Source organism: Halalkaliarchaeum desulfuricum (assembly GCF_002952775.1).
In the GTDB taxonomy this organism is placed as follows: domain Archaea; phylum Halobacteriota; class Halobacteria; order Halobacteriales; family Haloferacaceae; genus Halalkaliarchaeum; species Halalkaliarchaeum desulfuricum.
Genome location: NZ_CP025066.1, coordinates 1,329,571 through 1,346,874 on the forward strand (window position 1 = coordinate 1,329,571; position 17,304 = coordinate 1,346,874).

At 59.3% G+C, this 17,304-nt stretch carries 19 protein-coding genes; 9 read left to right on the forward strand and 10 right to left on the reverse strand.

Annotation, left to right across the window (positions count from 1 at the left end):
* Positions 1–249: 249 nt before the first annotated feature.
* The gene (locus AArcSl_RS06560) at positions 250–867 is read right to left on the reverse strand and encodes a tyrosine-type recombinase/integrase (RefSeq protein WP_119816675.1); all 618 of its coding nucleotides are present in this window, start codon (positions 865–867) and stop codon (positions 250–252) included.
* Between the two features lie 376 nt (positions 868–1,243).
* Positions 1,244–2,965, reverse strand: a complete 1,722-nt coding sequence (locus AArcSl_RS06565) for an AAA family ATPase (protein WP_161945917.1) — start codon at positions 2,963–2,965, stop codon at positions 1,244–1,246.
* A 251-nt stretch (positions 2,966–3,216) separates the two neighbouring features.
* On the opposite strand from AArcSl_RS06565, the gene AArcSl_RS06570 reads away from it, so the two are divergent.
* The 5 genes from AArcSl_RS06570 to AArcSl_RS06585 all read left to right on the forward strand — a co-directional run bounded on the left by AArcSl_RS06570 (position 3,217) and on the right by AArcSl_RS06585 (position 6,690).
* Complete coding sequence (locus tag AArcSl_RS06570) at positions 3,217–4,206, forward strand: hypothetical protein (RefSeq protein ID WP_133412132.1); 990 nt, start codon at positions 3,217–3,219, stop codon at positions 4,204–4,206.
* Between the two features lie 27 nt (positions 4,207–4,233).
* The gene (locus tag AArcSl_RS06575) at positions 4,234–4,794 is read left to right on the forward strand and encodes a hypothetical protein (protein ID WP_133412133.1); all 561 of its coding nucleotides are present in this window, start codon (positions 4,234–4,236) and stop codon (positions 4,792–4,794) included.
* Positions 4,787–4,912: a hypothetical protein gene (locus AArcSl_RS17605; RefSeq protein WP_281259900.1), complete on the forward strand. Its 126-nt coding sequence runs from the start codon at positions 4,787–4,789 to the stop codon at positions 4,910–4,912. Before AArcSl_RS06575 ends, AArcSl_RS17605 begins: the two co-directional genes overlap by 8 nt.
* 92 nt (positions 4,913–5,004) lie before the next feature.
* Positions 5,005–5,637 (forward strand): hypothetical protein, encoded by a 633-nt coding sequence (locus AArcSl_RS06580; protein ID WP_133412134.1) that lies wholly within the window; start codon positions 5,005–5,007, stop codon positions 5,635–5,637.
* Positions 5,638–5,928: 291 nt separating this feature from the next.
* Positions 5,929–6,690: a hypothetical protein gene (locus AArcSl_RS06585; protein ID WP_133412135.1), complete on the forward strand. Its 762-nt coding sequence runs from the start codon at positions 5,929–5,931 to the stop codon at positions 6,688–6,690.
* A gap of 214 nt (positions 6,691–6,904) precedes the next feature.
* Here the strand turns inward: AArcSl_RS06585 and AArcSl_RS06590 are convergent, their stop codons facing one another.
* Complete coding sequence (locus AArcSl_RS06590) at positions 6,905–7,927, reverse strand: tyrosine-type recombinase/integrase (protein ID WP_119816692.1); 1,023 nt, start codon at positions 7,925–7,927, stop codon at positions 6,905–6,907.
* A 613-nt stretch (positions 7,928–8,540) separates the two neighbouring features.
* Here AArcSl_RS06590 and AArcSl_RS06595 point away from each other — a divergent pair.
* On the forward strand, positions 8,541–8,885 hold the full coding sequence (locus AArcSl_RS06595; protein ID WP_119816695.1) for a hypothetical protein: 345 nt from the start codon (positions 8,541–8,543) through the stop codon (positions 8,883–8,885).
* Between the two features lie 60 nt (positions 8,886–8,945).
* Here AArcSl_RS06595 and AArcSl_RS06600 read toward each other — a convergent pair whose 3' ends face one another.
* The 7 genes from AArcSl_RS06600 to fer form a co-directional block, all read right to left on the reverse strand.
* On the reverse strand, positions 8,946–9,638 hold the full coding sequence (locus tag AArcSl_RS06600) for a hypothetical protein (protein WP_119816698.1): 693 nt from the start codon (positions 9,636–9,638) through the stop codon (positions 8,946–8,948).
* A 116-nt stretch (positions 9,639–9,754) separates the two neighbouring features.
* A complete protein-coding gene (locus AArcSl_RS06605) occupies positions 9,755–10,756 on the reverse strand; it encodes a Cdc6/Cdc18 family protein (RefSeq protein WP_119816702.1) in 1,002 nt (333 codons plus the stop codon).
* Between the two features lie 76 nt (positions 10,757–10,832).
* On the reverse strand, positions 10,833–12,959 hold the full coding sequence (locus AArcSl_RS06610; RefSeq protein ID WP_119821781.1) for a type B DNA-directed DNA polymerase: 2,127 nt from the start codon (positions 12,957–12,959) through the stop codon (positions 10,833–10,835).
* A complete protein-coding gene (locus AArcSl_RS06615) occupies positions 12,943–13,227 on the reverse strand; it encodes a hypothetical protein (RefSeq protein ID WP_119816705.1) in 285 nt (94 codons plus the stop codon). The genes AArcSl_RS06610 and AArcSl_RS06615 overlap by 17 nt, the downstream gene beginning before the upstream one ends.
* On the reverse strand, positions 13,214–13,912 hold the full coding sequence (locus AArcSl_RS06620) for a P-loop NTPase family protein (RefSeq protein ID WP_119816708.1): 699 nt from the start codon (positions 13,910–13,912) through the stop codon (positions 13,214–13,216). Before AArcSl_RS06620 ends, AArcSl_RS06615 begins: the two co-directional genes overlap by 14 nt.
* A 110-nt stretch (positions 13,913–14,022) precedes the next feature.
* Complete coding sequence (locus AArcSl_RS06625; RefSeq protein WP_119816711.1) at positions 14,023–14,529, reverse strand: DedA family protein; 507 nt, start codon at positions 14,527–14,529, stop codon at positions 14,023–14,025.
* Between the two features lie 55 nt (positions 14,530–14,584).
* Positions 14,585–15,238 (reverse strand): ferredoxin Fer, encoded by a 654-nt coding sequence (gene fer / locus AArcSl_RS06630; RefSeq protein ID WP_119816715.1) that lies wholly within the window; start codon positions 15,236–15,238, stop codon positions 14,585–14,587.
* 139 nt (positions 15,239–15,377) lie between these two features.
* On the opposite strand from fer, the gene AArcSl_RS06635 reads away from it, so the two are divergent.
* Genes AArcSl_RS06635 through AArcSl_RS06645 form a run of 3 tightly spaced genes read left to right on the forward strand, consistent with a single transcriptional unit; the run spans position 15,378 to position 17,214 of the window.
* A complete protein-coding gene (locus AArcSl_RS06635; RefSeq protein WP_119816717.1) occupies positions 15,378–16,568 on the forward strand; it encodes a hypothetical protein in 1,191 nt (396 codons plus the stop codon).
* A gap of 56 nt (positions 16,569–16,624) precedes the next feature.
* A complete protein-coding gene (locus AArcSl_RS06640) occupies positions 16,625–17,032 on the forward strand; it encodes a winged helix-turn-helix domain-containing protein (protein WP_119816719.1) in 408 nt (135 codons plus the stop codon).
* Positions 17,033–17,052: 20 nt separating this feature from the next.
* Complete coding sequence (locus tag AArcSl_RS06645; protein WP_119816722.1) at positions 17,053–17,214, forward strand: DUF7560 family zinc ribbon protein; 162 nt, start codon at positions 17,053–17,055, stop codon at positions 17,212–17,214.
* The last annotated feature ends 90 nt before the right edge of the window (positions 17,215–17,304 follow it).

Sequence of the window (17,304 nt, forward strand, 5' to 3'; positions counted from 1 at the left end):
ATCCGCACTGACTCCAGCCACAGTTCAAGCAAACGGGGCAGCCTCCGTCTCGACGAATTACTCCTTCGGTGCAATCTGGACAGTTGGACTGTTCTGCAATAGCCATGCGACTGTATAAGTAAACTGGTACGTCGGGGTTCGTTATCGAGTAAGTGATACGTTCCCCGGCGATCGGGAGCGAGAAGGGGCCCACTAGAGGGACGGACTCGAGGCCTTCACCCCATCCTCTGTGGCAACTCGAGTCTGGGACTAGCTGTGTACTCGATCGGAGGCCATCGCGTCGCCGATTCGGGATTCAGTCGGCGCGTGGAGGTACGGTTCGATCGCCGTGTACGAGCTCCAGCCCCCGATTGCCATCATCGTCCGGACGTCGACGGGATCTGGGCGTTCCACGAGGTGCCACGTCGCCCACGAACGGCGAAGATCGTGCGACGAGACATGTTCCCATCCATCCGACTCCGTCCGATCTGACACCGTCTCAGCTGCCTCTCGAACCCAGCGACGAACACTCGAGGCCGAGACGTCGACGATTGGTTCGTCGTCGGAGATCTCCCGCTCCCGAACGAACTTCGAAACGTTGCGTTCGACGTCGTCCGGCATCCACGCATCCCGCATCTTTGGTTCGCCACCGTCTGTGTTCTTCCCCTCGACACGGAACAGCCAGCAGCCTCCGTCCTCCGAGAAGCGGATGTCCCCTGGGGTGACACGGGGAACCTCGTCGGATCGGAGTCCGCACTCTGCCATCAGTTCGATCGCGACTTCCCGCTGCCAGTCAACCTCGCCGGCTGCTCGAGCGAGCTCGTCGCACTCGTCCCGCGACAGCCAGCAGCTGGTTCGTCCGGCACCGGACTCCTGCACTGACACCATACACAAGTTGTTAACACTATTTGCTTATCAGTGTTGGGGGCGGATCCGGCGTCGACGACTCCTACTTATAAATCAGTGCCGACAATGGTGGGGTTCGTGCACAAGTTGTTGTACAACTTGGCTACGGAGCGGGATTGTTAGGGCGCCACCTGGGATTATTAACTTCGGAGTTTGTTTTAGTAACGGTTCGAACGCCGAGAGACTGTTCGCTGAGCCAGACTCTCTGAAGGAGACTTTCAGATCTGTTTATAAGGGATCAATGGCCCTCTACGGACAGTCTGGAAAGTAGAACAGTCTTGATGTGTAACGGGTGCCTCATCAAAAAAATAAATTCTAGAACTGAACTAGCGGTAGAATGATCGATGAATTATCTCTTTTAGATATGACTCTGTGGCGTTGACTCCTTATCTAGTATTTCTCTGATTTCGTCAACTATCTCTGTGAGATCATCTGGTTGGTTATTTTTTCGTTCCAGATTTACAGCGATTGCTCTTCCTAATTTGTCCTGTGTTACCCCGAATTCTGAACTAATCTCGCCGAGTATAAATTTCCCATTTAGCTTATTTAGATCTTTGCTTTTAGCACTTTCTTCCACCGATTGTTTGACATCTGATATACTATTCGACACTCTTTCTTTCTTTTTCTCAGTCACTTCATCAATTCTCGTCTTGATGTTTTCTTCGTTAAGCTCATCGATGTCATTTGTTCCAACATAGAAGCTGAGTTCTTCGTTTAATCTTTTCCTTATCTCTCGCTGTTTATATGATTCTCTTGTGATTATTTTTCCTAAAAGATCCTGAATATCTTCTGGTGAATTACACCCATTTTCTTTTAGCAATTCGTCACCGGCTAGAACATCTAATGCGTCATAGATAGCTCCAGAATCAAGAAGGAAATTCTCAATACATGTTACTGGAATCGGGTGAATAAACTGGCTATATTTTTCCTCAATAGAAAAGTCTCGATCTCGATCCACTATTGCAAAGATATAGACACCTGACGAGTATAGTTCGGGGATTATTTTATTGAATGCCTGATCCAATCCGATAATATTGTCTTTGCCCCCCAACGGGATAATTTCGACACGATCTGTAAAATCTGGGTAGAGTTTCCTCAGGTACTCTCTATCCGATTTTCCTTCCACAAGTATAAGCGGATTGCCCGAAGAAAGAGCAGTCATACCTAATTCGCCAAACACCCTGTCCAATTCATTTGTAGAAATATTTTCCGCGGAAACAAGCTGATTATCGTCTCTCTGATCCTGATATAGGAGAAAGTAAATGATATCCTTGTCCGCATTTTCCAAAATGGTTCGAGAATGGGTGCAAATTATAACCTGTAGTGATACTTTCTCATTTACAGTATCTTGGAGCGTCGTTTCCAAGAAGTTCAAAAACCGCTCTTGCATTGCAGGATGGAGATATGCTCCTGGACTATCAATGAGCATGACTAAATCTTCTTTTTCTCCTTCCTCACCTCTGGCTTGGTTGAATAGTTCTTCTGTCTGTCGTTCTACAATTAAAAAAAGAATGGAAATAGCATCTTTTTCTCCGGAACTCAACTCATCAAATTCAATTTCTGCACCAGATTTGTCTGTAAATTTTATCTTGTACTTTTGTCCGTCTTGTTTTACTCCAAGATATTCAATACCTGGTAACACAGCATCTATCGCTGATTTTAATGGTTGGCCAATATCGGGGAGATAGTTCGGTGGGACTTCATTTTTCTCTTCATAAATATCTGTCAATAGTTGTCCTTTATCAAATTCAAATTGGGCGAGACGTTTCTTCACCTCAAAGTATGGAGCGAAATCAGCCTCATATCGATTTCTTTTATTTTGTCGCCTCACTTCATTAGGCAAGCTACTAGGTGACAACTTGTACCTACGTTTTGACAGAGAGTCCCTAGAACTGGTACGCTCAAGCGATGTAAGTGCAGTCGCATTCAAATCAGAGGAAATAGGAGCACGGTGGGGAGAAAGATACACAGCATCTACATCACCTGAAGTTTCAACAGAATCTCTATTTCTTTTTATATATTCATCAAGTTCATCAAGAAGGGTAGATTTCCCGACTCCATTTGGCCCTGCGATTATCATTAGAGAGGGTACGTCACTACATTCGGCCTTACGTAGTGCTCCTGTATCTTTGACTGAGAATGAATTTAATGGCATTTGTGGATGTATAATTAGGATATTGTGATTTTCCGTTTTAATATCTTCGGAGTAACAGGATGAACGTTGTCAACAGCATAGCTAGAGCTGACATGTCCTCATTTAAGTACTCCATAGTGACTACGGATGAAGTGAAGAGGCGACGGGGGACGATCCTCGTCGCTACGAACGTCGCAATGTCTACCTGTACTAGCCTGACACCGAGCATCGTCGACGACGAGCCTGTCGGACTCGACACGATCCAGGAGGGACGATTCACCGTTCCGGATTCCCTCGAGGACGAAGCCTGCTGGATCGTCTACACCCGCAAGGGAGACGACAAGATCCCGTCCGATCCCAGGAGCCCTGTTCCCAGCTACGTCGACGGAACCGATCCCGACTACTGTGTCACATTTGGCGAAGCTTTGGACACTGTCGCCGAGAGCCGTCGTCGGTTCGGACACGACGACGGACTCGGTGGTGTTGGACTGTGCCTCGGCGCGACGGACGTGTGCGCGATCGATCTCGACGACGTAATCGATGAGGATGGAGAACTCGACGAACTGGCTGCCGATCTCGTCGATGACATCGATTCGTTCACAGAAGTGTCACCGGGTGGGCGCGGACTGCACATCCTTGTACGGGATGAACAGGGCGTCGACGACGATCACCTCCAGAAGGATGTAATCGAGTGCTACGACGAACGAATGATGACGTTCACCGGACGGACGCTCCGTCGGGCCTCAAGGGAGATCGTTAACTGTCCCGGCCTCGTCGGCGCCTATCAGTCACTGTATAACGGCGAACGAGACACAGATGGCGACGAGTCAGCCGAGACGGGATCCACGTCGGCGCCTACGGAGCGCACCTCCCGGGGCGAACTGGGCGATGTCCTGGAGGACATCGTCGACACTGCCTGCGAGTACGACGGCGACTTCGAGGTTCTCTGGAACCGGGGCTCCACTGCCTGGGACTCCGTAACGTGGAACCACGATCGGAGTAGAGCCGACATGTCTCTGGCTTCAAAGATCCACTGGTGGTGTCAAGAAAGTGATGCCTTCGCCGAGGAGGAAATCAGCCGGAGTGAGATGGAACGCATCTTCCTCGAATCTGATCTCGCCCAGCGAGACAAGTGCCAAGATCGCACTGACTACGTCTCTCGGACGTTCGACAAAGTCCAGCGCTAATCTGCCGTCAAGTTCCCCTACGTCGCAATGTCTGGTTATACAAGCAGTGCCAAAGATCGAAGAGACGACGTACTGCATGGCGAATTGTCCCCAAAACAGGAGGCACTCGGATATCTCGTTGCAGTGCGAGAGGTTCAGAGGTACAGGGAGTTTCTGGAGAGTATGGGTGAAAGAGAAACGTTTCGACTTAAACACACTGAACTCGATCGTTCAGATCTCGGACACCTCTCGACTACGTTCCTGATCATAAAGAGTGAGAACGGGTTCGGACGCGTGGCGGATTGGCGCCTCACAGAACGTGCCCTGTTCCTGCTGGACGCTATCCCGGAAGATGTAGAGATCGAATACGACGAACTCGATGCATTCCTGACTGCCGGTACTGATGCGATGGAGCTTCCCTCGCCCGATGAAGAGTGGCAGATTCGAGAGCTCGAGGATGTCGATCTCGCCGATCGAACCCTGGGGGTTTTGCGGAACGCAGGCCTGATCGAGGCCGTGAATGAGCCGACTGGACACTCAAACACATGGGTGACGACTGAGCGACTTGTTGAGATCAACGAGCTCCTGGAGGGCCTGGTTCATGAGTAAACTCGCGATTTACATCCTCGGACTCGGGATCGGTGCACTAGGAGCAGGCGTCCATTTTGGCGCCGGAATGTTCCTAGCTATGTTCGTCTTCGTCGTCCTATTCGTGGACACAGTGTAGCTCAGATCTTAACCAACAATTGGCCCTGTTAGCCGAGATCGTTGGTTAAATCACGAACCACTGGGTGCGCGGTGCACCCGGCCCCCGTCGCGATGAATCTTGCTAAATCCTTTCAGAAAGTTGAGACTACTGAGTATCTCGAAGATGGCCAGCAGATTCGCTACGAGCTCGACGAGGAAGAGATCGAGCACGCCAAACAGTGGGCCAAGCGCCGACACAACTCGTACGCGTCGGGCGAAACGAGGGACGAAGATTGGGGCGACTCGCTGGCTTCGATGGAACGTGGCGTCGCTGTCGAGCTCGTATTGGCTCTGATCTACGAAGAGTGTGAGTTCGACACCTACGTCGGCGCCGACGGGGACGACGGCTCGGACGGACAGCTGGAGATTGATGGTTCGATCGAGAAGTTCGACGTGAAGTCCTCGACTGCTAATCAGCGCGAAGTACCCTTCGACGTCGAGCTCCTCGTGGCTCGACACCATGTCGACGAGCGTGACGTCCCACCCGTCCTCGTCAGCGCCTACGTGGCAGAAGATCTCTCCGAAGTCCGGATCCGGGGTTGGATTCGGACGTTGGACTTCCTCGAGGAAGCGGACGTCAAGGACGCCTACGCCGGCGATCACCAGAACTACGCCCTCTCCGTCGACGAACTCGAACCGATGCCGAAGCCAACGGGTGAGTTCGATGAAGATGAGAAGGAGCCGAAAGTGATCTGGTATGACTGAAGCACTAAATCTTTGGTGAATCGGATTGGTAAATTGCAGGTAGAAGGCTTGTTCTCAGTGAAAACGTACGATCCGTTCGGGCAAGTTTTTTCAGGAACGGATTTGAAGATGTAACCAACGCTGCGCAATATCATCGTTCGCCAAAAACCGGGGATAAGGGCCCCGGTTGAACCGCTGTGGTGCGACGTACAGCGCCGGGATGGCACTGCAGGTTATCCTAGGCGTCGATTCCCCTTCAAGCCACCGAACGCGGGCTGGCGTCCGACGGATGCGTGGCGTGGGAGCACGCCAATGGATGCAATCGACAACGGCAGAGAGGTACCGACGAACAGCTGCTCAATCTCTACTGGGCAGAACGAAGTGGCACAGCTCCGCGCGGAGCTTGGAGATCTCCGCGCCGAAGTGGAAACACTTCAAGCTGAAAAAGAACAACTGCAGGAACGCGTTGACGAGCTGGAAAAGGACGGAGCGTATGCTGTTGGCGCCGAGGCAGATGAATCCGCGCGGATAGAGTGGCGCGGGGATGGACACGAAATCGAGAATCTTTGGATCGACGGAATTCCAGTCGGGAACGCAATAGCGAACCGGAAAGAAGAGATCAGAGAGCTTGCCGAAGATGTCGGCGAACTCCGGGACAAAGACTCTGGAACCGAGACGGAGCCGGAGGCCTGTGTTGAAGACACGTACACTCCAATCGAACGGATGGCTGCAGTCGGCGACATAGCCGAGTCCAAATCAGATCAGCGAGCCGTGTCGATCTTCCGGAATTTCACAGACTGGGGTTCGAAGACGCCCGCTGGATTCGTACTTCGAGCAGATGAGGATAACGCACTGTCGCTGCTCGATACTGCTCGCGAAGACGACAAAATATCGTCTTGGAAACAAGTTCATCGAGCCTTCGAGGCGCTCGAGGAGCTCTCGGACGGATATATCGAGCTACGGGACGACGGCGGGAAGACGCTCGTCCTGACGGAGCAGATGCCCTCAATGAAAGACGAGGACGGGGATGATGAGAACGGGCAGGCGCTGACAGCGTCGTCAGCGGGGGAGTAGGTATGCCCGTCAGAAGCCACTCCAAGGAGGGATCCAATACGACGTGAGATAAGTCGCTTCGCCGGAGAACCGCACGCATACTGTACTGCTTTACTGGCGAGACTGAGCGAGATCGTTGACGCGTTTAAATAGTAGTATACGAAGATAGAGACGGTTTCCGAGCCACTCGGTGTTTTGCCCACTGACGACGATGTCAGCGGGCTAGTGGGGAGCGTTAGAAGCGGAGATCGTCGATGTATTCTTGTCGAGTCGATCTTGCTTGCTCTTCAGTCCGGACGTCGTAGTGTTCTGATAGTGTATCCATACTTACACTTGCACGCTCGGAGACGATCTCCTTGGGAACGCCCTGTTTCAGGTGCGACGTGATCGCGGATCGTCGCAGAGCATGGGGCGAGATCGCACTTGGACAGCTTGCTAGGCGGTTGCGCTCAACGTATTCGCAGTTCTCCCTCACCCTCCCGTGGCAACACTCGTCGGTGTGACACGGTTGTGTCGCCCGGTACACACCAACCCGGATAGTCGTTTTGGCAGCCCGTCCCTGACGTGTGGCGATCAACGGTTCCCGTTCATACTCGTCCTCGACAGGGGGACGTTGATGTTTCACCCAATCTTCGATAGCAGACGAAAGCGTGGGATCTGCGATTGTGACGTTGCGTTCGCCTTCCGCCCCCAATTTGAGGGGCGTTTCCGTCTCAGGACGATGCCGGACTTTCAGATACATCGTCCCGTCGTCCGCATGAACCACATCGTCGACGTCGAGGGCTCGGAGGCTCCCGGTTCGCATTGCAGTATGCCATAGGATACCAAAGACAATGTGCCGGCGCGAAGCGTATTCGAACTGTTCGAGGTACGAGACGATGCGCTGGGCTCGCTCGTAGGAGATCGCATCGTCGCGCCGACGATCGGCTTTGTCCACCTCCGGAATTCGGACAAGTTCGTGGAGATCGGGTTTGCAGTAGCCCACGACACCGCACCACCGGATGAACTGACGGAACGTGCGCATGTGGGCACGCATCGTTACAGGTGCGAGCCCAGCGTTTGCTCGTGCGAGTTTCCATCGTTCGCAGTCACGCCCACTGAGCTCTCGCATATCGTCCAAACCTGTCTGTTCCGTCCAAAGACGGAACTGTTTCAGCCGATAGCGGAGGTTCTGGATCGTCGCAGCCGAAACCTCGTGCTCCTTGCTCTGCATAAACTCTTCCACTGCTGTCTCGGGCGAAATGGGTTCGCTGTGCATGGTTTCTCCCGAGATCGTCCCATCGACGTCTACCGGGGGCCAATTGAAACCGAACAGGAGGAGCAGGCCGGCGCTCCCGCCCCTTACGCCTCTCGAGGCGTACGGGCGGGAGGCTTGAGAGACGGGCGCAGAGCGCTTTATAGCGCGCGAGCACGTCTCTCATACGTTCGAATCCGCCCCAACCCATCCGTTTTCTTACAACTTTTGAATGACTGTTAACGCCATCGTGAGGCAGCGTACCGCCTAATACACCCCTTTTTGTCCGATTTGTGAGGGTAGAACCCAATCGGATCTTTGTTGGCAGCGACGCCGTGGCACGATCGCGGGCGAATGACTGCGCACGCACGGTACTGAAACAGGAGTACGATCCCACAAGCCTCTTCAGTGCGAATTATCGCTGAATGACCGCCTCGATATACCTGCAGAGTGACCTATTCTGACGCAGGCGTCCCCACAGCGTTCGAGGCGCTAAATGCGAGCAAACGACGGAGACAGATACATCACGTTGTAATAATTTCTGCGTCGAAATGTATGACTCACGTCTGACGTGTGTTATAATCTATCTTACTCATATACCCCACAATATATCCGACTGGCTGCCGACCCTTCACGTATGGTCCTGGGTTCAATCGTTTCCTTCGTCGTCGCCCTCCTGATCGGAGGACTGGCAATTTACATCAGTGGTCGCCTCGTCACGGGGGTCGACGACTACTCGCATGCGGTCGTCACCGCACTGATCGGTGCCATCGCCTGGGCAATCGGATCGCTGATCCCGCTGATCGGGTCGCTTGTCGCACTGATCGCCTGGATCTGGGTCATCAAGTGGCGATATCCCGGTGGCTGGAAGGACGCCGCGATCATGGGTCTGGTCGCGTGGGTGTCCGCGCTGGTCATCATCGCCCTGCTGAACAGTTTCTTCAATCTCGGCATCAGCGCGTTCGGCGTGCCCGGCGTCTGACGGACTGACGCCCTCCGAAGAGCTGTTTTCCCTTCTCGTGGCGACGAGTGTCGGCGTCTGCTACCGGCCGGTCAACGACGGATCGCGCAGCGTCGGGGTCAGCGACTTGAGATCGAACTCGGAGGTCCCGCAGTATCGCTGGGCGACCCCCGCGAGTGCGTCCGTCCGGAGGATGTCCGCGAGGTTGTGCGCCAACAACGGCCGGAACTCGCCGCGCTCGAACGCCGCGACGGCCTCCCGACTGTCCGCGAACGGGTCGAGGGCAGTGAGCCCGTCGCCGATCAACGCCTGATACGCACCCTCGAGATCGTTCACCTGTTCTTCGTCGACGGTCGTATTGAATCGGGCTCTGAATATCGGAAGCAGATCCGCATACGGGACGCCGTCGAACGGCCACCGGCAGTCCAGCAGCGCACACCGCGTGCGCAGAAACGGGAGGTCGAACCCGCCGCGATACAGTTCGCCGTTGTACGCGACCAGCATGTAGTCGTCGTCCGCGATCGATTCCGCGACGAATTCCGCAACCGCCGCCAGGAGCTCCCGCTCGTTTCGATGGCAACTCACACGGACGACCGCGTCGAACTCCGTTTCCAGTTCCCGTTCGAGGCGATCCCGGTCGGCGGGTCTTCCGCCCGCATTGAGAAACACCCGACACCCCAGCGGAAGGACGAGACCGAGGACGGTGACCGTCGAGTCGCTCTCGAATCCCGTGGTTTCGACGTCGAACGCGACCGGCGTCAGTTTCGTTCCCATGGCGGCCAGTTCCTTTCCCCGGTGGAGGAATGAGGGTTCTCGCCGGAGTTCCGGGTTTCCGGGTTCGAGGAGGATCGAAACCGAGCTCCTCGCCGAGCAGTGAACTCGAGTAGCTGCTACTTCGTTACGATCTCGTATCTGCGACTCGGCCCGCGACCCTCGCTTTCGACGAGGTTGTACTGCTCGAGCTTTCGGAGGTACGTCCGGATCGTGCGCTTCGATCTGGGCTCGTCGACGCGATCCTCGTACCGGGAGTAGATCTCCTTGGGCATGAGCTCGCCCCCGCTCCGGAGCACCTCGTAGACCGCGAGCTGGTGGGAGGAGAGGCGATCGAGGCTCTTCTGTCGCAGTTCCGTTCTGGCTTCCGGGATCGCGGCCTCGATGTCGGCCGTCCGGAGTTCAGTCGCGCCGTCCCGTTCCGCTCTGCGGGCGGCGGTGCGAAGGATCCCGATCGCGTCCCGGGCGTTCCCGCAGGCGGCCGTCGCCATCCGGTCCAGCTGGTCGTCGGTCACAACGTCCTGGGCGAGCCCCCACTCGACCCGGTCGGAGAGGATCGCCACGAGCTCCCCGTGGCTGTACTTGTCGAAGGCGACGTGCTCGCTGCTCCGGAGCCGCGACTGGAGCCGGCTGTCGAGGGGATCGAACAGGTCCCGTTCGCGGTTAGCGATCAGCACCATCGTCACCCGCGGGATCGCGTACAGCTGCCGCAGGAGGCCTGGATCCTCCAGCTGGTCGGCCTCGTCGAGCACCACCAGGTACGGCTTGTCGATCTCCTCGAGACGCAAGAGCAGTTCGTCGAGCGGCGTCGTTCGATGGATGTCGTAGGTGGTTCCGACGCTCTCCAGCAGCTTGTACAGAACCCGGAAGTCGCTCGTGTGCAGCCAGCAGTCGACGTGGGCGGTGTGGACGTCGAGCACCTGCTCTTCGAGCCGATCGAGGGTCGCCCGCGCGATGCAGGTCTTCCCGGCGCCCGAGGGGCCGGTCAACACGGCGTGCTGGGGCTTGTCCCCGTCGACGACGGGCTCCAGCGCCCCGGCGAGCTGGGACATCTCGCTGTGGCGGTGGACGATCTCCCGCGGGAGGTGATCGTCCTGCAGGACCCGCGCGTCCCGAATCATGTCGGAGGGATCAGGCGGAGACGACATAAGCGGAAGGGGTAGCCTTCCGGGTTTCCGTGTTCGGATACGGCACACCTCAGTGCCGGGCGTCGTGGAACCGCCTAAGCGTCGCGTCCCGCGTTTCGCCGAGTGCGGCCTCGATCTCCTCGCGGGTCCACCCGACGGGTGAGAGAACGCTCTCGGCGGCGCGGATCAATCGCTCCCGATAGAAGTCGGCGTCGTAGTCGTCGGCTTCGTGCGCGAGCTTGACGCGATCCCTGGAGCGTTTGTCGTCGTCCACGACGACGTATTCGACGTCCTGTCCCGGCGCGGGAGCGATGCCCCTGTCGTCCGCCCGTTGCAGGGCCGCGACCGTCCGCGTCCGGCGGGTATACTCGTCGGCGCGCTTCGACGTGCGCCGCGTGACCCGTAACCGGGCCGGATCGACGCCGGATTCGAGCCGGTCGATCCAGACGGCCAGGCGATCACAGACCGCCGCCGGATCGCGCGTCGCGTCGAACGTGTCGATCAGGTCGCGCTGACAGTCGGCCACGAACGAGGGCGTGCTCCGCTGGCGGCACTCGATGCCCCGGTATTTGTACTCGCCGTCACACCGTCGGCCGAAGTACTTCGTGAGCGCGCCCGCCTCGCCGTCGCGGACCGGCACGAACGCGATCCAGTCGTAGGTCGCCTCCTGTTCCAGCCGGATCTCCGTCGACGACGTGACCGTCTCGACGACCGCCGACAGTCGCTGCTGTGTGGCGTCCTCGCGGGCAGTGATCCAGAGACTGTCGACGATCCCGTGGAGGACCCGCCAGCCCGCGTCTTCGAGGGCCGCCTTGGCGTCGAGCAGGATCTCGCGGGCGAAGGCGTTGATCGCCTCGTGGCACTCGATCCGCCCGAACTTCGCGTTCGAAAACCCCTGGTAGCCGAAACAGGAGACGAGGATCCACTTCAGTGCCGCCGATCGTCCCGACAGGGCGTCCCGCCGCGCCGGATCCGCGGCGTCGTCCAACGCTTCGAGTTCGGCTTTGATCGCGTCCCGATCGTCGATGATCGGCCCAAGGACGTCCGGAAGATAGCCCGGCTGCTCACAGATGCTGTAGCCGAGGTCGGGGACGTCCTGGCGATCCGGGTGACACTCACAGCGGACCGTCTCGGGACTGACGTTTCGGGTCCGGATGATGTTGGGGTACAGCGAGGAGAAGTCCAGTTCGTGAACGTCCTCGTGAACGCCGACCGCGGGGGCGAACGTGAAGCCGCCGCGGTCGCCCTCGTGGAGCTGGCGCATCGTCTTCGGGAGTTCGTGGCGCCAGCTCTTCCAGGGGACCAGCACGCCGCGGGCGAGCGCCTCCCCGATCTGGATCGCGGTGAGGACGTTCCCGATCGACGCCCACGACAGCTCCTGGAGCGGTTTCCGCGACCGTTCCACCAGGTCGAGACAGCCCTCCAGGTTCGTCTCGTGGTAGAAGAACGTGTTCGACAGGTCGACGATGACTCGTCCGGGAACGTTGTACCGGGCCGGCGAGTGACCGACCCGGCCGTAACTCTCGTAGGTCGTCGCGCCCGCCAGCTGTTCGTACCCGGGACGGCGCCCGAGCTGGAAGCCACAGTCGTGGGCGGTTGCGGTCTCGAACAGCGCGGGGACCAGCTCCGCAGAAGAGCAGACGAGAACGTCAGGATCCTCCCGTTCCAGCCGATCCGAAAGCGTCCCGATGACGTGTTCCGGATCGCCATCGATCCGGTCGCACGAAGGCGACTCACCGCCGATGTCGACGGCAGTGACCGGAGCCTCCGAAACCCCCGGCGTGGGGTCGCCGAGTTCCAGCGTGCGGAGTTCCCGATCGGGAAGCGGCGTGACGTCGCGTTCGAGACAGTACCGAAATCCCGGGGACAGGTCGACGTTGAAGAGTCGGTACGTGCCGGGACGACCATAGCGCCGGATCCACCCGGAAAGCGGCCGAACCCGGTCGATCGAGGTGACGTCGATCCGGAGCACCGACTCCGGATCGTTTCTGAACGCGGTGCGCCAGCGTTCCCGCGAGGTGCGGCTGACGTCAGTCCGGTCGTGCAGGACCGACTCGAGCGGGGAAAATCCGTCTGCGGACCGCGACGCGACGTATATCGTCGGTTCGTAGTCCGGGACGCACCGAACGCGAGCACCGTCTGCGGTCGCGTGCCACTCCAGTACCGCCCCGTCCGCGAACTCAATCGAAAAGGGCATCCCCATCGGAGAGACGTTGCTCGAGCGTGTCGAGACGCTCCTCGCGTTCGTCGAGTCGCCGCTGGTGGGCCAGAAGCACCGAGACGAGCAACGGAAGTTCCGGTGTCGGGTGGTTGAGATTGCTCGCCGCGTGTGCGTATCCCCGCCCGTGTTCGAACAGCCGGTCGAACCGCGGCTGGTCGACGGCTCGCAACCCGCGGCGGTAGGACTGCCACTCCCGTTCGATCGACGCGAGTCGATCCCGGTAGGTGGGGTTAGTTCGACCCACGGTGGGTCACCTCCCGATTGAGCCCGGGGGCGTCGTACAGCGTCGTCCGGGCGGCGAGCACGCGCTTCCAGAACGCGAGCGTCGTCTGTAGGCTCCTCCCGCCGTCGACCGGATACACGAGCGTTTCCTCGCCCCCGTCGTCGGTTCGGAATCGAGGGCCGAACGGCGTCGTGCGACAGTGGAGCTCCCGGGATGCCGCCTGCACAATCGGCCTGCCGAACTCGTCGTCCGCCACCCGCGTGACCAGGACGGGAATCTCGTGTTCCCGGACGATCCGGGCGAGAGCCGCGATTGCCGACAGGAGCAGCTCCTGTCCCTCTCCAGTGAGGAGATCGTCGTCCCGGTAGCGACCGTCGATATCGGGGACGACGACCAGCTCGGTGCGATCGGACAGCGATTCGGGCAGCGATCCGATCAGCCCCAGATGCTGAAACGGCGTGAACCCGCGAGCGAGGCGAATGCGGTCGAGGATCCTGTCGGACGGCGCGAGTTCGACGAACGGCGCCGACCGTGCGTGTGGCCCGGTATCGATCCAACAGGCGTCGCCCGCCGACAGCAGGACGTGATCGACAGTCAGCGCGTGAACGGCCCGTGACGCCTCCGAATCGAGGCGGAGAAGCTGTATACCCGGTTCGAGGCTCGGAAGCTCCGGGGTAGTGTGTCCGCCTGGCAGTGAACTGATCATGTGGACACCGGTCGGCAGGGGAGTGCATAAGCGACGGGAGGGAGCTTCCGGGTTTCCGCGTACGCGTCACGAACGGAGCGATCCGAACGCGCCGGCGACGCGGGCGAAGATCAAAAGATCGCCCTGACGATGCCGACCGCGACCGCGACGATGACGGCGTGATAGATCAGCGTCGACGAGAGGGCGAAAAACACCAGCTTCGGGACGGGGTAGCGTGCGATCCCGGCCGGAATGAAGATCAGGCCCCGGAGATACGGGACGAAGTTCGTGACGAACACGCCGACGCCGCCGTACCGGGTCAGCCACCGCTCGGCCTGCTCGATCCGCTCGGACGGGATCGCGAACCGCTCGGACGACTGGATTGAGGCCAGTCCCTCCCGGCGCGCCAGGGTGTAGATGATCAGCTGTCCGATGACGTAACCGGTCGACGAGACAGCGACGATGACGACCATCTCCTCTCGGGTGGCCGATATCGCCAGCACGTACCCCGGAAGGATCACTGTCGTCGGAATCGGCTTGCCGACGAACGCCCCCTTCAGGACGAAAAAGACGAACAGTGCGGGGAGCCCGACGTACAGGAGAAACGCGAACACGGCGTCGACGAACGCTTCATACATCGGCGGTGTGTTCCCGCGGGTCCGGTTCGGGCCGGGAAGAGATCAATCCTGGGACTCACTCCGAATGCGCCCACGCGAACGGACCCGGCGGCAGTATCAGGTCGTCGAGTTCGGGGAGGTGTTTCACGTTGAAAACCACCTTCAACTCGTCGCTGGCGGGGTATCCGTTACACGAGAGCCGGAAGCCGGCGTCGGAAAGCTCTTCGGGCATGATGTGGTTGACGGGCTGGGAAAGTTCGCCCTCGACGAGATACACCGCGCAGTTCGCGCAGGCGCCGCCCCGACAGGAGAACGGCCAGACGAACCCCCGGTTTTCGGCCGCCTCCAGCAGCGTCTCCTCGGGCTCGACGAGCAGTCGGCCGTACGCCTCCGGCGGAAGGTCCGCGATCGCCGCCTTCCCGAACAGGTCGTCGTCGTGCAGGTCCCAGCCGCGGTCGGCGACGACTTCGTAATCGAGATACTGGACGGTTGTGGGTCCGACCTCGACCGTCGCGTCGCCGACGTCCGTGAGATCGACCTCCGCGTCGCCGTCGCCCCCGTTTTGCGCACGCTTTTTCAACAGCCGATAGGCGCGCCTGACGAGCTGGAACTCCTCCATGCTGCCGCCCTGGTCGGGATGGGCCTCCTTGATCCGCTCGCGGTAGGCACGCCGGATCTCGGCTTCGTCGGCGTCGTCGTCGACGTTCAACACCTCGGACGGGGTCACCATTCAGATGTCCCCCTGTAGTGGACTGAGACTGATAAGCTTCGCTCAATCGTCCCGGGAGATTTCGCTCGATCGGCGCGGAATCGGTGAGACTCTCGCTTCCAAAGGTAGTTTCTTACGCCAGCGCGTCGACCGGCGGAGTATGGACGAGGCGACGGCATTCGATCGCGTCGTCACCGAGCTCCGGGACCGGGAGTACGAACCACTCGTCCACGTTCCGGACGCCCATGCCGACACCTACGCGGACGTGCTTGACCGGTGTCGCCGCCACGAGATTTCGATCCGCGGTCGGTATCCGGACGTTCTCGGGTTCACGGACGCGAACCGAGTGTTCGCCGTCGAGGTGAAAGGCTCCAGCGGGATCCTCCGAGGGATCGGACAGGCGTTGACGTATCAGTACGGCGCTCACGTCTCGTATCTCGCGGGCGAAGAGTCGGCGGTCGCACCCCACGGCGACCTGCTGGGAGCGAAAGGCGTCGGTGCCATCGGCGTCGACGACGACGGTGTCTCCCTCTGGCGTGCGCCGCCGGCCTCCGAATCCGCGCGACAGGTCGCCGACGTCGAGGGTCAGCTGTCGCTTCGGTTCCGGGGGGACGAGTTCGGCGGGGACGTCACGACGCTGTCGCTCGCACAGCCGCTGAACTACCTCGCACCCGTTGTGGCCGTCGATCGACACGGACCGCTCGGGCGGGAAGCACTCCTCGAGAGGCTCGAAGACGAGTACAGTTTCGGTGCCGGAAGCGGGGCGCTGGCCGGCGCCGAGACGCTCGGACTCGTCGCGTCGTCCCGACCCCACACACTCACCGACCAGGGGGATCTGGCCGCGACCGTGCTACGTGGCTACGGAATCGAAAACCTCGATGACCTCCGGCTCACGAAGGAAGAAACCCGGGGAAACACCGTCGTCGAGATCCACCGACCACTCGCAATACTGTTGCGCAACGCCTTCAGTCGCCACCCCGAGTTCGGACTCCTGCTGGAGGCGCTCCGGAAGGAGGGCGAGGTGGTGTACTTCCCGGAACTGCTCGAGCGGCTGGTCTGCGAGTATCCGAACGTCTTTTTGAGCGCGTTCTGTACCGCCCGCGGTCGCGAACGGGCCAGGGAACTGATCGAGCGCGGTCGGAGCGAACAGCTCTACGAGGATCGCGGTGTCTGGGCGGACGTCGTCCGCAACAACGTCCTGTTCAACTTCATCCAGCAGTTGAAACACCTCGGAGTGCTCGCCCCGGAAACCCGGAGCCACAGCGGGGCGATAGCCGAGTACGATCCCGACGAGAAGCCGTGGATCGTCTCCCGAACCACCGTTCGCGGCGTCACTCCCGACGGCACTTAAACCACCCCGGATATCGTGGATTCGGATACCTGCGGGAAGGGTTCGTGTGTAGAGATATGAACGCCTCCCTGACCCAGGCTCGACGCGACGTTCCGGATGGACATCCGAGCGTATCCGACGCCGAGCCCGAGGCGGATCCGACCGACGTCCTTTCGGCACTGGGCGACCCGGACTGCCGGCGGCTGCTGTCCGCCTGCGAGGAACGTCCCCGGACCGCACAGGAGTGTGCCGAGGCGTGTGACCTGCCGCTGTCGACGGTGTACCGGAAACTCGAACAGCTCGGCGATGCCGGACTCCTCGAGGAAGGGCGGCGCATTCGCTCTCGAAACAACCACCCCTCCGAGTTCTCGACGACCTTCGACACCCTCGCCGTCTCGCTTCGGGCCGGCGACGAACTGTCGGTCGACTTCCGCCAGGTCGCCGCCGACGGCGACGGTCGGGAGTCCGATCCGGAACGACGATGACGACGACCAGATCACCCACGATGAGCGAATCCCCAACCGACGACTACGCGTTCGAGTGTTCCGACTGCGGCGAGGAGTTCGAGGTCAACGCCGGGATGCGGAAGGCGCTTTTGACCCACGGCTGTCCGGTTTGCGGTGCGACAGTCGACGAGGAGGCGTTCACGTCGATCGCACAGTCGTGACACTGGCTTGTCATTGGAACCGAACGCTGGATTCCCACAACAGGTAGGACAGCCGTACTTCACAACAGTGATTAGTCGGTGCGGCCCTAC

What these genes read in the sequence shown, in the direction of transcription:
- AArcSl_RS06640 (WP_119816719.1), top strand. Translation starts at nt 16,625, where the DNA reads ATGAACGCCTCCCTGACCCAGGCTCGACGCGACGTTCCGGATGGACAT.
- fer (WP_119816715.1), bottom strand. Translation starts at nt 15,238, where the DNA reads ATGGTGACCCCGTCCGAGGTGTTGAACGTCGACGACGACGCCGACGAA.
- AArcSl_RS06610 (WP_119821781.1), bottom strand. Translation starts at nt 12,959, where the DNA reads ATGCCCTTTTCGATTGAGTTCGCGGACGGGGCGGTACTGGAGTGGCAC.
- AArcSl_RS06625 (WP_119816711.1), bottom strand. Translation starts at nt 14,529, where the DNA reads ATGTATGAAGCGTTCGTCGACGCCGTGTTCGCGTTTCTCCTGTACGTC.
- AArcSl_RS06590 (WP_119816692.1), bottom strand. Translation starts at nt 7,927, where the DNA reads ATGCACAGCGAACCCATTTCGCCCGAGACAGCAGTGGAAGAGTTTATG.
- AArcSl_RS17605 (WP_281259900.1), top strand. Translation starts at nt 4,787, where the DNA reads ATGAGTAAACTCGCGATTTACATCCTCGGACTCGGGATCGGTGCACTA.
- AArcSl_RS06570 (WP_133412132.1), top strand. Translation starts at nt 3,217, where the DNA reads ATGTCTACCTGTACTAGCCTGACACCGAGCATCGTCGACGACGAGCCT.
- AArcSl_RS06565 (WP_161945917.1), bottom strand. Translation starts at nt 2,965, where the DNA reads ATGATAATCGCAGGGCCAAATGGAGTCGGGAAATCTACCCTTCTTGAT.
- AArcSl_RS06580 (WP_133412134.1), top strand. Translation starts at nt 5,005, where the DNA reads ATGAATCTTGCTAAATCCTTTCAGAAAGTTGAGACTACTGAGTATCTC.
- AArcSl_RS06595 (WP_119816695.1), top strand. Translation starts at nt 8,541, where the DNA reads ATGGTCCTGGGTTCAATCGTTTCCTTCGTCGTCGCCCTCCTGATCGGA.
- AArcSl_RS06635 (WP_119816717.1), top strand. Translation starts at nt 15,378, where the DNA reads ATGGACGAGGCGACGGCATTCGATCGCGTCGTCACCGAGCTCCGGGAC.
- AArcSl_RS06560 (WP_119816675.1), bottom strand. Translation starts at nt 867, where the DNA reads ATGGTGTCAGTGCAGGAGTCCGGTGCCGGACGAACCAGCTGCTGGCTG.
- AArcSl_RS06600 (WP_119816698.1), bottom strand. Translation starts at nt 9,638, where the DNA reads ATGGGAACGAAACTGACGCCGGTCGCGTTCGACGTCGAAACCACGGGA.
- AArcSl_RS06605 (WP_119816702.1), bottom strand. Translation starts at nt 10,756, where the DNA reads ATGATTCGGGACGCGCGGGTCCTGCAGGACGATCACCTCCCGCGGGAG.
- AArcSl_RS06645 (WP_119816722.1), top strand. Translation starts at nt 17,053, where the DNA reads ATGAGCGAATCCCCAACCGACGACTACGCGTTCGAGTGTTCCGACTGC.
- AArcSl_RS06575 (WP_133412133.1), top strand. Translation starts at nt 4,234, where the DNA reads ATGTCTGGTTATACAAGCAGTGCCAAAGATCGAAGAGACGACGTACTG.
- AArcSl_RS06585 (WP_133412135.1), top strand. Translation starts at nt 5,929, where the DNA reads ATGGATGCAATCGACAACGGCAGAGAGGTACCGACGAACAGCTGCTCA.
- AArcSl_RS06620 (WP_119816708.1), bottom strand. Translation starts at nt 13,912, where the DNA reads ATGATCAGTTCACTGCCAGGCGGACACACTACCCCGGAGCTTCCGAGC.